At 58.6% G+C, this 13,813-nt stretch carries 15 protein-coding genes; 8 read left to right on the forward strand and 7 right to left on the reverse strand.

Annotated elements, in window-relative coordinates; genetic code table 11:
• Nucleotides 1-223: 223 nt before the first annotated feature.
• From AC5JJ6_RS20370 to AC5JJ6_RS20380, 3 genes are all read left to right on the forward strand, one after another.
• On the forward strand, nucleotides 224-400 hold the full coding sequence (locus AC5JJ6_RS20370) for a hypothetical protein (protein WP_496043809.1): 177 nt from the start codon (nucleotides 224-226) through the stop codon (nucleotides 398-400).
• Between the two features lie 455 nt (nucleotides 401-855).
• Complete coding sequence (locus tag AC5JJ6_RS20375) at nucleotides 856-1,188, forward strand: sensor histidine kinase (protein WP_496043810.1); 333 nt, start codon at nucleotides 856-858, stop codon at nucleotides 1,186-1,188.
• Between the two features lie 23 nt (nucleotides 1,189-1,211).
• A complete protein-coding gene (locus tag AC5JJ6_RS20380) occupies nucleotides 1,212-1,553 on the forward strand; it encodes a response regulator (protein WP_496043811.1) in 342 nt (113 codons plus the stop codon).
• A gap of 346 nt (nucleotides 1,554-1,899) precedes the next feature.
• On the opposite strand, the gene AC5JJ6_RS20385 is transcribed toward AC5JJ6_RS20380, so the two are convergent.
• The 4 genes from AC5JJ6_RS20385 to AC5JJ6_RS20400 form a co-directional block, all read right to left on the reverse strand.
• Nucleotides 1,900-2,373, reverse strand: a complete 474-nt coding sequence (locus tag AC5JJ6_RS20385; RefSeq protein ID WP_496043812.1) for a cupin domain-containing protein — start codon at nucleotides 2,371-2,373, stop codon at nucleotides 1,900-1,902.
• Between the two features lie 136 nt (nucleotides 2,374-2,509).
• On the reverse strand, nucleotides 2,510-3,091 hold the full coding sequence (locus AC5JJ6_RS20390) for a hypothetical protein (RefSeq protein ID WP_496043813.1): 582 nt from the start codon (nucleotides 3,089-3,091) through the stop codon (nucleotides 2,510-2,512).
• Nucleotides 3,092-3,299: 208 nt separating this feature from the next.
• Nucleotides 3,300-4,088 (reverse strand): ADP-ribosylglycohydrolase family protein, encoded by a 789-nt coding sequence (locus AC5JJ6_RS20395; protein ID WP_496043814.1) that lies wholly within the window; start codon nucleotides 4,086-4,088, stop codon nucleotides 3,300-3,302.
• Nucleotides 4,089-4,182: 94 nt separating this feature from the next.
• Nucleotides 4,183-4,557 carry a sensor histidine kinase gene (locus tag AC5JJ6_RS20400; RefSeq protein ID WP_496043815.1) on the reverse strand — a complete coding sequence of 125 codons (375 nt, stop codon included), beginning with the start codon at nucleotides 4,555-4,557 and terminating at the stop codon, nucleotides 4,183-4,185.
• Between the two features lie 867 nt (nucleotides 4,558-5,424).
• Here AC5JJ6_RS20400 and AC5JJ6_RS20405 point away from each other — a divergent pair.
• Nucleotides 5,425-5,976, forward strand: a complete 552-nt coding sequence (locus tag AC5JJ6_RS20405; RefSeq protein WP_496043816.1) for a macro domain-containing protein — start codon at nucleotides 5,425-5,427, stop codon at nucleotides 5,974-5,976.
• A gap of 509 nt (nucleotides 5,977-6,485) precedes the next feature.
• Here the strand turns inward: AC5JJ6_RS20405 and AC5JJ6_RS20410 are convergent.
• On the reverse strand, nucleotides 6,486-6,944 hold the full coding sequence (locus AC5JJ6_RS20410; protein WP_496043817.1) for a hypothetical protein: 459 nt from the start codon (nucleotides 6,942-6,944) through the stop codon (nucleotides 6,486-6,488).
• 731 nt (nucleotides 6,945-7,675) lie between these two features.
• Here AC5JJ6_RS20410 and AC5JJ6_RS20415 point away from each other — a divergent pair.
• From AC5JJ6_RS20415 to AC5JJ6_RS20425, 3 genes are all read left to right on the forward strand, one after another.
• The gene (locus tag AC5JJ6_RS20415; protein ID WP_496043818.1) at nucleotides 7,676-8,593 is read left to right on the forward strand and encodes an alpha/beta fold hydrolase; all 918 of its coding nucleotides are present in this window, start codon (nucleotides 7,676-7,678) and stop codon (nucleotides 8,591-8,593) included.
• Nucleotides 8,594-9,250: 657 nt separating this feature from the next.
• Complete coding sequence (locus AC5JJ6_RS20420) at nucleotides 9,251-9,661, forward strand: response regulator (RefSeq protein ID WP_496043819.1); 411 nt, start codon at nucleotides 9,251-9,253, stop codon at nucleotides 9,659-9,661.
• A 139-nt stretch (nucleotides 9,662-9,800) separates the two neighbouring features.
• A complete protein-coding gene (locus AC5JJ6_RS20425) occupies nucleotides 9,801-10,433 on the forward strand; it encodes a lipase family protein (protein WP_496043820.1) in 633 nt (210 codons plus the stop codon).
• A 106-nt stretch (nucleotides 10,434-10,539) separates the two neighbouring features.
• Here the strand turns inward: AC5JJ6_RS20425 and AC5JJ6_RS20430 are convergent, their stop codons facing one another.
• Nucleotides 10,540-12,120, reverse strand: a complete 1,581-nt coding sequence (locus AC5JJ6_RS20430; protein ID WP_496043821.1) for a sensor histidine kinase — start codon at nucleotides 12,118-12,120, stop codon at nucleotides 10,540-10,542.
• Between the two features lie 548 nt (nucleotides 12,121-12,668).
• Nucleotides 12,669-12,917 carry a hypothetical protein gene (locus AC5JJ6_RS20435; protein ID WP_496043822.1) on the reverse strand — a complete coding sequence of 83 codons (249 nt, stop codon included), beginning with the start codon at nucleotides 12,915-12,917 and terminating at the stop codon, nucleotides 12,669-12,671.
• Nucleotides 12,918-12,995: 78 nt separating this feature from the next.
• On the opposite strand from AC5JJ6_RS20435, the gene AC5JJ6_RS20440 reads away from it, so the two are divergent.
• The gene (locus AC5JJ6_RS20440; protein ID WP_496043823.1) at nucleotides 12,996-13,127 is read left to right on the forward strand and encodes a hypothetical protein; all 132 of its coding nucleotides are present in this window, start codon (nucleotides 12,996-12,998) and stop codon (nucleotides 13,125-13,127) included.
• Nucleotides 13,128-13,813 lie beyond the last annotated feature (686 nt).

Raw genomic sequence — 13,813 nt, forward strand, 5'->3', positions numbered from 1 at the left:
TCAGGGAATCATAAGCGATTCCAATGCCTCAAGCTTTTTCCGGACGGACACTAAGAGTTGCTAGGAAGTGGAGGTCATCGCGTCAACTTTAAATAGAGCGTTGAAGATGCGGCCGCTTTAGCACAGCCTTTTTGACTCCTCTCTCTTTGTTGATGTCAGTCAAGAGCCGTCAACGGAATGAACCGGCGTATTGACTGTTATGAAGCCTAGAAGGAGACACACCATGCGACGGATGCATTTGATTGGCGTTGTCCTCGGCCTGCTGGCCTTGGGAGCATGCAGCACGGAACAGATGGTCGGCACCGGAGCCGGCGGAGCCGCCGGCTACGCTCTCGGAGGAAAAACCGGAGCAGCAGCCGGTGCGGTCGGCGGCGGCATTCTGGGAACGATCCTAGACTGACTTAGCTTGGTCGATAAAAGAGCTTTTCACAAAGCTCTTCGAACGTGTGACATGGAGCAGAAATAGGCCGGGGACCTGTTCTCCGGCCTATTCGCTTTGTGGGGCTTCAAAGATCCCGCCGTATGCCGGGCTAGGAGCCGGCCGGCAAATAATCCCACAGTAATTTACAATGTATAGTAGAATATTCACAAGAGTATCTTTGATTCTACCACACGGTTTGATCACAGCAGCAGTCCAACTGACTGCCTCAGCAGCCATACGCATCGCTCGGAGATCCGCCAGAACGCGAGATGATGGTGTCCCTTCCCTCAACGTTCGCCAGCCTCATAAATCGCGTTGCAAAGCTGCATGGACCAGACCGGTCGATAGGTCGTAGTCACGCCGAATGCATAGTGTTTTTGAATAGATTAACTTTCCTTAAAAAGCACGGAGAATAAGGAAACCGTTGGTCGGCCTTGAGCAGCGGGGCAGTACAGCTTGAGATCGACTTTGCCATCTCACTGGGATTGCTGGTCACCGAACTGGTTTCGAATGCTTACAAGCATGCGTTTCCATCCGGCCGGGCCGGGATCGTCGAGGTCGGGCTGACGCTTGTGGGCGACGGCGAAGCCCGCCTCGTCGTGGCCGACAACGGCGTCGGCATGCCGGCAACTTTCGGAACGGTCACCATTGGCCAGCACATCATTGCCGAACTGGTCGATCAATTGGATGGCGAGATCGCGATTCATCAAGATCACGGGACCCAGGTCGCCGTGACGTTTCCTTGCCCTCCCGGTTTGCCATGCTGACACGCGATGACCCCATTCTGATCGTGGACGACGACAATCTCGTTCGCCTCGGACTACAGATGACCTTGGAAGACCAGGGTTACCGAAACCTCTACATCGCCAAGGCCGGGATGGCGGCCATTGACATGGCTGTTCGGTACCGCCCTAAGGTCATCCTGATGGATGTCCGCCTGAAGGGCGATCTGGATGGCGTGGAGGCAGCCCAGAGCATTCGCCAGAAGTATCCCTGCCAAATTATCTTTCTGACCGGATCAAACGAGACTGCGACACGGCTACGGATCGAGGCAGCGGCCCCGGATGGGGTGCTGGTGAAGCCGATCCTGCCCCAGCACCTGATTGGAGCACTCGAAGCCTTGCCGGGTTAGAGCCGTCGCTAAAGCCAATCAAGGTACGCGGAACGCCGCGGCTCGACACAGCAGGCTTCGGGAGCAGCCCCATCCGTCCAAAATCGGGCATGGCAATGGTTGGGGTTAATATCAGCGACCAATTGCCAATGTGGCCACTGGGCTGTTCTTGACGTGCTTGATCTGCTGGAACGTCACGGTTGGAATGCCCTGATGAAGATCTCACGCGGCGGATGCGATGTGGCCGCTGCAGCATGGCAGGCTGGGTGCAGTTGAGCCTGGAGTTTGGAGAGCCTTCGCCGTTGTGCCTCTCCACTGCCGGGACTCTCTGTATAACGGTTTGGCAAGGATCGCTCCCCTATATCCCTCAGTGCAACGGAGGGCCGACAAGTTCGATGCCGTGCCGCATACACTCTGCCGCCAATGCCTCGACCTGCTCCGGTGTCGGTGACCCCGATGGGTCGGGCAATCCGGAACGCTGAGCCGGTCGGCTGCACGATCTCACTAAACCTTCGAAATCCCCACCCCGTATGATGGTGAGCCAGCGTGCACCATCGGCGGAATCAACCCGGTAGGTGTGTGGAGTCCCCTTAGGAGCCAGCAGGGTGTCACCGGTACCAGCATGCACATTCCGGTCAGCCACCCGGAACAGCATCTCGCCTTCCAGAATGTGAAAGATCTCGTCTTCATTGAGGTGGACGTGGAGCGGTGGTGAGTCGCCATGGGGTGCCCGATGTTCCAGGACGGATGTCCCGTCGCTTCCTTCCACATGGGACACCCTGATGGTCACTTCGGTATTTAGGAACCACAGGTGCCTCGATGGATCTCCTGCAATCGACATGGCTTCCTCCTGTCCGGTGGGACATGGTCGAGTTTTCGTCGCCCAGTGTGCCACAGGATCGCCTCCTCCGTCGGTCCCCGATGGGCGGATGGAGCACTTGAAAAACCCGTGTCGCGACTGGAGGCGATTCGTGGTTTCAGCCTTCAACTGCTCTCTCGTACCCCATGAGCCGGTGGATCTCAGCCTTCCCGCTCGACCTGAGATCGCGACTGCCAACGCCCGCCCAGGTCCCCTGGGGGTGGGGCGGTAGCTTGATGGCGATCCAGCCCCGGTGCCAGCTAAACCACTGACGCTGCCGCTGATCAAAGAAGTATGCTTCGACGCTCTCAGCGTCGGGAAAGCGATCCAGAAACAACTGGACAGTCCAGGCGGTGCCGCCGGCGATCATGCCGTCCATGGAGTCGCCGACCGCATAGACGGCCCTGCTCCACACGACCTGGAAATAGTCCCGCCGAAGCAGGTTGGTCGCGTACGCAGTCTGGCTGGGAAACTGCCGCTTCAGCGTGCGGTTGGCGGCCACCAGGAAGGGGTCGGCCCGAGCAAGGAGATCGGGCGGCAGGATCACGCGTTCCCCAAGCGGGGCCTTGGTGCGGTGACCGGCAAAGGACCAGTGGATCACCATGTGCCCGGCCGCACGGGCACACAGGCTCCATTCGAGGTCGGCCCCTGGGGCTCCGCCACTCAGGCAAATCGGTGTCGCGACCTTGTCCAGCATCATGGGAGTCAACGAACGCTACTGGAGAAGACAGTCTTTCAAGAGCCTCGACGTCGGCGGGGTGGCTCGCTGACATCCTCGCACGTCGTGAGCAGGTCGAGGAGGCTATTGCGATCCTGGAGATAGAAGCGACGCGGAGGCGGTATTGCCATGTTGGCGACCGCTCGGCGTCGGTCCCATAATTCCGATCCAGTGGCTGCCTACCGGCTCTTCATACCGGCGTGGTGTGGCTGGTATTTGGATACACCGCCCGGAAGCGTTCCACCACGTCCCGCAGATCGTCGTCGAGCCGGGCCAGGGCTTCCTCGGCGATCCACTCTGGCACGCCGAACAGGGCTTCGGCGATCCCGCCGGTGATGCTGGCGAGCGTGTCGGTATCGCCGCCGATGGAGACGGCATTGCGAATGCCGTCCTCGAAATCAGTAGCCTCCAACGCACAGATGATGGCTGGCGGCACCGTCCCCCGGCAGGAAACATCGAACGCGTACCACGGCCGGATACTGTCCACGTTGTCACTGAGGTCGTATCCGAACCGTTGCTCAATGGCCTGTCGGATTTCGTCGTGGTCTCGCCCTTGGAGGGCCAACTGGATCGTCATGGTGACCGCCTGAGCCCCGCTGACAGCTTCCGGATGGTCGTGGGTCACGATGGCGGATTGCTCGGCCAGGAGCATCGCCGCTTCAATTTCCACGACAGCGTAGGCGACTGGACTGACCCGCATGGCAGATCCATTGCCCCAGCTACCGTATGGCCCCATGCCGTCGGTGAAGGCCCAGCGGAGAAACATGCCTCCGTACCCAGCTTGTGGATAGCGATGAACCCAGGTCCGAAGATGGTCGGCGAAGTCGCCGCCGGAGAGGAGGCAGTCCGCTATGGCTATAGTGCATACGGTGTCATCGGTGAACGTTGCCCCCTTCGCGAACAGCGGGAAGTCCTTCGTCTTGATGTTGTCGTGTTCGTAGATTGAGCCGACGATGTCACCGATGATTGCTCCCAGCATGTTGAACTCCGGCTCTTCACACCAGTGCAGCAGACTCTACTGGTCGCTCAGTTCATGATCAAGAGGTCAGTACTGTCTGATAACCTTGCGGTACCTAGCCGGTCGGCGGAAGCGGCAATCTGACACGGACGGTGGTGCCCTCTCCCAGACCACTTTCGATTACCAGGGTCCCGCCGTGCCGCTCCACCAAGGTCTTGGTGATGAACAGCCCCATACCGCTACCCTGATGCCGAGAGGACAGGACGGTCTCGATCCGTTTGAACGGCTGGCAGAGATCCGCAATCCGATCCTTGGGGATGCCGATCCCGGTGTCATGGATTACGATTTCCAGGCTTCCGGCCGCCGTACTCGCCGCGACGCTGATGCGTCCACCCTCCGGCGTGAACTTCACGGCATTGCCGAGGAGATTGATCAGCACCTGCTTGAAACTGTGACGATCCCCGAGCAAATCCGGCAGTGGCTCGGGCACGTCGAGATCCAGCGTATGCCGGGCAATCGCTCCCCGACAACCGGGTCAGTCTGATCGCCTCGTCGAGGATCTCCCGGAGGCAGACCGGTTCCTCGTGATACTCCAAATGTCCCGCCTTGATCTTCGCCGTGTCGAGCAGTTCGTTGATCAGATCCAACAGGTGCGTGCCGCTGCCATGTATGTCGCAGACATACTCCCGGTACCGGTCTGCCAGCGGCCCGAAGATCTGCTCCTTCATGAGCGTAGGGCGGCATGGGAAATCCTTGTGAGAAACCTTGAGAGGTATTTACGACCCGACGGCGAGGTGCTCGAACCGCCGGGCTGTTTGCTGGATGCCGGGGAGAGGAGGTCCAGGACGTCAAGCAGATCGGCTTCCGGATTTTCAGCAACAAGTGAAAACCCCCGCCTCGCGGTGGGGGATCTCGGCGGAGTCTGCTCAGGGATCAAACCCAGGTCACTGGGGATTTGGGAAAATCGGCGTGCCCGGTGGGGATGGGATGGCCGTCGCAGTCGAACCCGCTGCCCTGATGGATCCTCGGGAGACAGGGATTGCTCCCGCGAGGGTCGACCGGGAAGCTTCCGGCTGCCCGCTGCCACAGCAGCGACAGCCAGTTCGGGCCATGTCGGTCGTTCATTGCCGTCCTCCCGTTTTATTCCGTTTTATTCCATGCCAAACTCGATGTTTCCACCATATCACAAAGTGAACTGTCTCGGGAAGAAACCAGCCTTTTCGGGCAGAAAAACGAAATTTTATTATCGATGAACCACTGTCCTGGGCCGGGCGTTTCATCTGGCCGGTCATGGCGAATCGCCCTGGCTCGTCTCGGGGTTCCGGGAGATCCAGGCCGGCCATCAGGGAGAGCGGACATGAAGATTATCTACCGGCATGCCGACGCCACCCAGGCTCCGGAACGACTGTTGCTGCACGGGGCGAACTCGCGGGGCGTCATGCGGTCCGGAATCGCGGACACCATCCGGTCCAAGTGGCCGACCACTTACATGATCTACCACAAGGTCTGGCAGTACGTGGTCGGCGAGGGGGGCGAGCACCTGCCGCTCGGCGAGGTCATCTGGACGGTTGAGCGTCGCGACGGTTCCAACGACTCGCCGATCTACCACTGGCGGTTCCGCACCCAGCCGGACACGATCATCATTGCCAACTGCATCACGCAGAAGGACTACGGCCGGGATTCCCGCCGGGTCTACGTCGATTACGAGGCGGTCGCCTTGTGCTTCGCCAAGGTCAACGCCCTGGCGATCATCCACAACATTCCGGTTATCGCGATGCCGCGGGTCGGCTGCGGCCTCGCCCACGGATCGTGGGAGCGGGTCGAGCCGCTGATCCGTGAATTTATCACCGTGCCGGATGTCATGGTATACGACTGGCCAGATCCCATACCGGGAACTCCCTACGAATAGAGTGAAATCTTGGTCTCAGTTGACGCTGTGTTGTCGATGATCGTGGCCGCTTCCGTGATCGTCCCCGGTCTGTACTATTGCTTGGGGGGACAGCAGGTTCCGCCCGCAATCAACGGCCCTGGATAGGTCCGTCAGGCGGTCCTCCCCGACTAACTGGTCTTGGTGGCGACGGGCGACGACACGGCTGAAGTCGATCAGCGGCATCGCCTTCAACTAGTCGGCGATACGAGCGGCGTCATCCATGGTGCCTATGACACCCCAACCCACCAGCAACGGACACTCTTGGCCGTTCCAGGGACATTGCCCTTTGTCGTGCTGAACCGCCCGCTTCCTCACTCCCTATGGCCACCAGGACCAATCACCACCTGCCTGCTGGATCTCCTTGGTGACGGCCGATATTGAGCCGCTCTCCTAGGCAGTCGACGCTTCGGCTACGGACAGTCCAACGGCCAGAATGTTGCCCTGAAGGGTACACCGAAGAGTCATTCGAACATGGCAGACACTCCTGCTCACCAGCTATCGGCTTGCCGTGGGCCAGAATAGGCGGATCTTTCATAGCCGTCCGAACCGATGGAGGCTGGCTGGATCATGTGCCATGCGGTCTCGACACCATCCGAACCGATGGAAACCGGCTGGACCGCCTGCCACGTGCTCTCGACACCGTCCGAACCAATGGAACCCGGCAGGGTCGTCTGCCACGTGCTCTCGATGCCGTCTGACACAGCACTGCCTCCATGAGACTGCGGCAACTTGGCTACCATCTCATTGCGACTGAGGCTCAGGGCCGTAGTGGCGGCCGCCTGAGCCACTCCTGAGATCCGCTCGACGTCGTCGGAGCCGATGGCATATTCGGCCTCACTACCGGCCCAGCCAGTCCCTGCCATTGCGGCCAGAAAGCCAACCGCGATGATGATGCTCTTCTGAATACTTACCATGGCGACTGGCTCCTCGGCATGTTGATCCTGCACCACGGTGATCCTGATACTGTTGTTTTGCCAGTGAGAAACAGCACATATATCTCAACGCTTCCAACATCGTCCTGAGTGACCCAATTGGGGCTAAGAAAACGACAGACGTTGAATTCTTGCCTAATACTTTTAGGTCGGTATGACCACTCAATTCACAGTTATATCGACGCTTGACCCTAACCAGTAATTGTTTCATCTGATTGCAAATAGCGGCTACTGTTTCTTTATCAATGCTGCCTTGGCCGCACGGTTCTTTGAAAGCTGCATTTAGAGCGGCCTTTTCATTTTCCTATATTGCTTGAGATAACAACCTTATGAATGGGATCCAGAGCCGGGAGAACCTTCCGGATTTGCTCGGTCCGGATCCCGACATGGGCTGTCCATGTACCGAAAAGTAGCACCAGATCAGTTCGCTCCTGATCGGGGGCAACGTGACGAGGCACACCCGCTGCCGCTATCATATCGGAGGCTGGGTTCTGGTCAGCACGTTGAGCAAAGCCCAAGCACATTTGGCCAGAACGGGGGCAAGCCGTCCGGAACTCTCTCCAGTCAATCCGGTTCTCTGAACGCATGCTTGTTGTGGTGCATTTATCGCAACTGAGAGCCAATCGGAGATTTCCTTGAGCGGATTATGGTCATACACCTCGCACGCCCTCAAAGCGATAAAGGGTCGCTCGACGCGATCCCGAACTGGAGCGATCCTCGCCGGCTCAGCAGCGGCACTCGGGGCTATGGCCATTTACAACACCTACCGGGCACGCCGGGCCGAGGAGGAGCACCCACCGGCCGGCGAGTTCATTGAGGTCGATGGCGTGCGACTGCACTACCTCCGCAAAGGCAATGGACCACCGGTGGTGCTCATCCACGGCAACGTCGTGACCAACGAGGACTGGGTCATGAGCGGCATCCTGGATCGGTTGGCCCGCCACCACACGGTCCTCGCCTTCGACCGACCGGGCTACGGCTACAGTGACAGGCCCCAAGGCTCGATGTGGACTGCGGCCCAACAAGCCGACCTCCTGATTGAGGCCCTGGCCCGGCTCGGCGTCGAGATGCCCGTCGTGGTAGGCCACTCCTGGGGAGCCATCGTCGCTCTGGAGATGGGGCTCCAGGGTGGGGCGAGCGGCCTCGTTTTGCTGGCTGGCTACTACCAGCAGACTATCCGCTACGATGCCGGCCTCGTTGCCATCCCGGCAATTCCCGTGGTGGGCGACCTGTTCCGCTACACCGTGGCCCCGCTCGTCGGTGCCGCCCTGATGCCGGCGAACCTCAAAGCGATGTTCTCACCCCTACCGGTGCCCCATCGGTTCAGCGAAGCGTTTCCCCATGCCTTCCCGGTACGGCCCGGCCAGATCCGGGCCGAGTCACAGGACGCGGTGACAATGATGCCGGCGGTACACGACTTGGAGGAACGTCTGCCCGATCTGCACATTCCGGTCTACATCATGGCCGGCGATCATGATCGCATCGTGGACCACGAGGATCACGCGATCTGGCTACACGAGCAGATCTCACAGAGCACGCTTGAGATCATCCCGGATGCCGGGCACATGATGCACTACGCGGCACCGCTGGCAGTCTCAGCCGCCATCGACACGGTGGCACAGGCGGCGAGGCGAAAGGTCGATGTTCACGGGTGGGCGACCTAGGCTGCGACGGCCAGTCTCCCGATCAGGCATCTACCTCCGCTGCAAGGATAAGGCGAGTAGTGTGGCTGCTATGGATTAAAGCGTTATAGCTAACCCGCAATGTCAGGGAGTTGACCTTGTTGACGAGGTCACTCACTCCATCGTCATGGCCACGCCGCCGGCACCACCCGAGAACTCTGCAATATCCAACCGTAAGGAAGTAAACGGCAGCCTAATACACACGATGGTACCCTCTCCAGGCCACTTTCAATACCCAAGGTCCCGCAGTGCCGCTCCACTAGGGCCTTGGTGATGGTGATGGACAGCCCCATGCCGCTGCCTTGATGATTGCTGGACAGGCCGTCTCAATCCGGCTGCGGTCAGTTCAACGTTAGACGGGATGATGTACCGGCACTGCGTATGAGGCTTCTGATGATCCCTACGATAGCGGTTAGCATTCGTTCCAAGTGAAACAAAGGACAGCTTGCCACAGCTATAGTAGCAATGATGCTTGCTTTTAGACGATACAAACATGCTCAAAGGCGTTGAAAGCTCCACAGTTTGTACGTTGAAAAAAATCTCATAGTATTGGAACTGGCGGAAGGCTAGCCCGTTCTGATTGTCTTAGCTCGGCAGCAAAACATCTTCGTCAGCTATCCAAATCGGATTGGTCATGTCATGCGTATTCTGATAGTTGAAGACGAGCCTATCATAGCCTTGGGCACCCAGGCCGACCTTGAAATGGCGGGCCACAGCGTGGTGGGGCTTGCCATGACCTCGGAGGAGGCAATTGATCTCGCTGCCTGTTGTCGCCCCGATCTGGTGCTGATGGACATCTGGCTGGCCAAGGGCAATGGAGTGGAGGCGGCCCGAGCAATCCATACCCGCTGGGCGATCCCGTCGCTGTTCGCCACGAGCCATGTCGAGCATTCGGTTGCTTCGTGCCACGCCGCCGTGGGCTGCTTGAGAAAACCTTATGATGATCGAAGTCTTGTCCGAAGCATTCAGGTCGTCGAGCAGGTTATGAACGGGTTTAAACCAACATCACCACAGCCTCACAACCTTGAGCTTTATCACAACAGGGCATAAGCAGAGCAAGTGTTCGCCGCCTGGACAGCCGGCAGGTGGTCACAGTCGATCCGCTGCCTTGAACAATGCAGGTGCCTGAAGTTCCGCTACCAGGGATTTCGAGAGCGGCCTAAGCCGCATGGATCCCAGGAGAGAGTTAGTGACCCAGAACATCTTGTACATCCACGGGGCCTACGGTTCCTCAACGATCTTCAGCCGGATGGTGGATGATCTGCCGGATCACCACGCCGTCCTCGCCGATTACGACTGCCTTACTGGCTCGGTGGATGACATCGTCAGCAATCTCAAGTGCATCACCAGCGACAGCTTTGATGGTGAGCCCTATAGCGTCATCGCTCATTCCTTGGGGGGCATCGTCGCTCTTGGCCTCCTGGCGAGCGGGGAACCTGTCGAGCGGATCTTCACTATGTCAACGCCGTTCGGCTGTAGCCCAAGCCCGAGCGTGCTGATCGTGGCGTTTTGGCACACTCGCGTGGCTGCCGGCAGCAGTCCCTTCGGAAACGCAGTTGAAGATCTTCTTGAGTCTGAAATCAACATTCCGGTACGGTCGGTGGTATCCACCGGCGGCCACAGCCCTCAGGTGAGTGAGGCCAACGACGGTGTTATAACTGTGGCGTCCCAGACCACCCTCGCGGGACCAGACTACCACCACGTTGCCTGCACTCACTTCGGTGTTCTGCTCGCTGACCCAGTGATCGATCTCGCCAGCGATTTCCTGTTCCAAAATTCTTCGACATCAGGGGCGTCTTCACCATTGGAGCTTGTTATTTAGGCTGTCTGCCGTCCATTGGCTGGGTCAACCCGTCGCTCTGCGGCAAGGATGATCGACGACTGCGAAGGACGTCCCTTGTCGATGCAGTGTGGTGTGAGCAAAGTCGTCAGATCACGTTCCTAGCAAGGTGACGCCACACCTTTGTCCCATTCACCTGCCTGACCATGCCGGTCGGCAGACGCTCGGCCGGCAAGCTGATGTACACAGCCCTGCCTCCGCCTGGGTTGCTCTCGACCTGGAAGATCCCGCCGTGCCGCTCGACCAGTACCTTGGAGATGAACAATCCCAGAGCAGTACCCTGGTGCCGCTGAGCCATGACGTTCTCGAGGCGAAAGAGGGGGTGCAGGACGTTGGGAGCGACATCCCCGCAGTCCCCTGGTCCGCTATCCTCAATCACGATGTCCAGAGCCGCTCCGCTTCTGCTGACTTTGACAGAAACGCGGCCGTCCTTCGGCGTGGATTTGACGGCCTCGCTTAGAACGTTGATCAGCACCTGCTTCAGGCAGCGTCGGTCCGCCGACAAGACGGGCAAAGGACTGGGCAGGTCCAGTGTCAGCCTATGCCGTGCTTCCCGCTGTGACAGCCGGACCGACTGAATGGCTTCGTCAAGGACCGCGGCCAGAGCGACTGTCTCCTCATGGAACTCGACCTGCTCCGCCTCGAGCCGGGCCATCTCAAGGATGTTGTCGATCAATCCGAGCAGGTGCTGACCGCTGCGGTGGATGACCGCGGTATTTTTCTGGCAGCGAGCACTCGGTGAGCTGATAACGGCATCCTTCAGGATCTCGCCCATGCCGAGAATAGTGTTCAGGGGGGTCCGCAGTTCCTGGCTGATGGTGGCAAGGAACAGCGACTTCGCCCGGCTCGCCGTCTCCGCCGCATCGCGAGCGGCTCGCAGTTCTTCCTCAGCCCGTTTCTGGTCGGTGATGTCGTAGATGCATCCCGCAAGACGGGTCGGTTGTTCATCCGCGTTCCACGTCGCTTGGGCTTTGACCCGGATCCAGCGGTAACTGCCGTCAGGTCGCCGGAGGCGGCACGCGGTGTCATACGGCTGCCGTTCAGCCAGATGTCGCCGAAGCACGTCGTCAACCCGCTCCTGGTCGTCGGGATGCAGCAGGCTCTTGAACGTCGTGCCTGGGACTGGCTCGTCTTCCGGCGTCATGCCGACCATGCTCTTGAGCAGCGGCGACCAGTAAAGCGTGCCTCGCTCGATGTCCCAGTCCCAGATGCCGATCTCGGCACCCTGCACAGCCAGGGCATGCCGTTCTTCGTTCCTCAGAACGGGCTCTTCCCCCTCTCTCAAGACATAACACCGCTTCACGTCAGCAAGAGTGATCTGTGGGTTCTCCCATCCAGGCCGCAGATCGTAGGGGTGCTGACCAAGACTGGCGGTGACCTCGATCCACTCATAGCCGGCTTGGTGGGGCCGACGACGATTGTCCTGGGTCGCAAGGGGGACGGCAGCCGGGGCCGGCCTGCCGTCCTGATCACTCGGCCAGACAAACTCAACGCGACCGTGCCCGAAATCCAGTCCCGCGATAGGTTCAGCCAGATTGATCCAAGCCGGATTGCAGTGCGTCGACTGTGTGTTGACGCCTCCGCGGAAAGGAGCCGCAGGCATTCCAGCAACCATTCCTGTCTCCCCGGAGGAAGAGGGATCATTGGCATCATAGGCATCATAGGGCAAGCGTAGTGGATGTTCGCGGGCGTGTGCGACAGACATGATCGTACCTACAAACCAAATGCACGTGAGGCATGAGACATCTTTCTTTCAAAGAATTAACAACTCTTTACTTGAAGGAGTAGTTAGAAAATAGGCATACCTTTCGAGGTTTCACACGAAGGATTCTTGCAGATGTTTTTAGAGGGAAGACATGGTGCATCCTCACCTGGAAAATACATGACGGATCAATGGCTTCGACGATGCTGCTGAATTTCTCCTTGAAGGTGGGAACATTCCTATCCCTTTCTCGCCGATCCCTACAGGTTCACCAGAAAGTCATACCATGACAAACAGGGTTTTTCTCGAGGTCAGTGGAAGGATACCAATGCTGCAAGGCGTTTTCTTGCCCGGATGACGTCTACTATACTGGAATTCTAACCGGCCAGTATCGACTTCGCCTGCCACCCAGTTCGTCAGCCAAGATCATGTCTCAACGCTTCTCTAAAGTTATGTTTGACCTCTTTCCAGGTCGGCAACAATACGCCTGAACGTACTTGCCGAATACCGATGGATCATGCCCTCAGATACGGATCACGGTCACATGGAATGTGGGCCGCTTCGGTATCTCGAGAGACTTCAATGCAGAAATCAGCGTTTAGGTTGATTTCGCCCACTCCCGCAGCGGTCACGCGATCCGGCTGGACACTGGCATAACCGAGCGACCATTCGACGTTCTCGCCAGCCATAGTCCTGGGGGAAGCAGATCGTCGGCAATCAAAACCATTTTCGGCACGCGAGATCCAGGGCGTGATCTGGTTCATAGTTACTTCTCACCTGCTTCTCTAAACTGATCGCATGGTCACAACGTGAAAGGATTTGGGTGGCCAGGGAAGGTCGAAATGTCACTGATCGAAAGTTTTGCCGATGACTATCGGCGTTGGTCCCGCACCGAGCGGATCGTATCGCAAGCATTTCTGATTGCCGCCCTCGGAGGCGTTGCGTCAATGATCACGCCGTGGCTTAGTGGTTGAGACAAAATGATCCGTGGATTGTTGGCATGGGACACGAACCGCTGACCTGCTGGTGATCTATGACGGACCTCTTGCAGTCCACCACGACGCAAACATTGTTCGCTTGGAGTTCCCCGGTTCCGGAGACGCAGGAGACTGACTGGCGATCCGCAAGCCTCCGGGCTAGTCAGAAAGACGGCCAGTGGCTGACGTCGATCTCATCCTGGTCACGCTCCAGCAGCGACCTCCCAGAGCACGGAACGTCGTCGACGATCAGCCACCCGGAGAGCGAGTCCGACGCACTTCCATCCTTCACCAGCACTCGACCATTGAGGTCCGGGCAGAGCGAGACGGGCATGGGGTGCTGGCAAGCCGTCCTGGCGGATCTGCTGGATCAAGCTTTGACGGTTGACACGTTCATCGGAGCAGCCCGACAGGCATTCGGCGAAGCCTGCACTGTTGTTCCTATCGGGGAAGGCATTGCGATGCAGCAAGTCATGCCGCCCGGTCGGATCATCATTACGGAAATGGTCAATGACATGGTCACGGGGGCCGCTTGCTATTAGGCAAATTCTCTACCTACATTCAGATTGGGACCCACTGTCTACCCTGGCTCGCTAACCCTCTCGGGCACTTCCGAACAGCTACCCGAACTGACCTTTATCCAAAACCATGGTATTCACCGAAGATTGTGTCGGTGATCTTCG

The sequence above is a fragment of the Skermanella sp. genome (genome assembly GCF_059503625.1).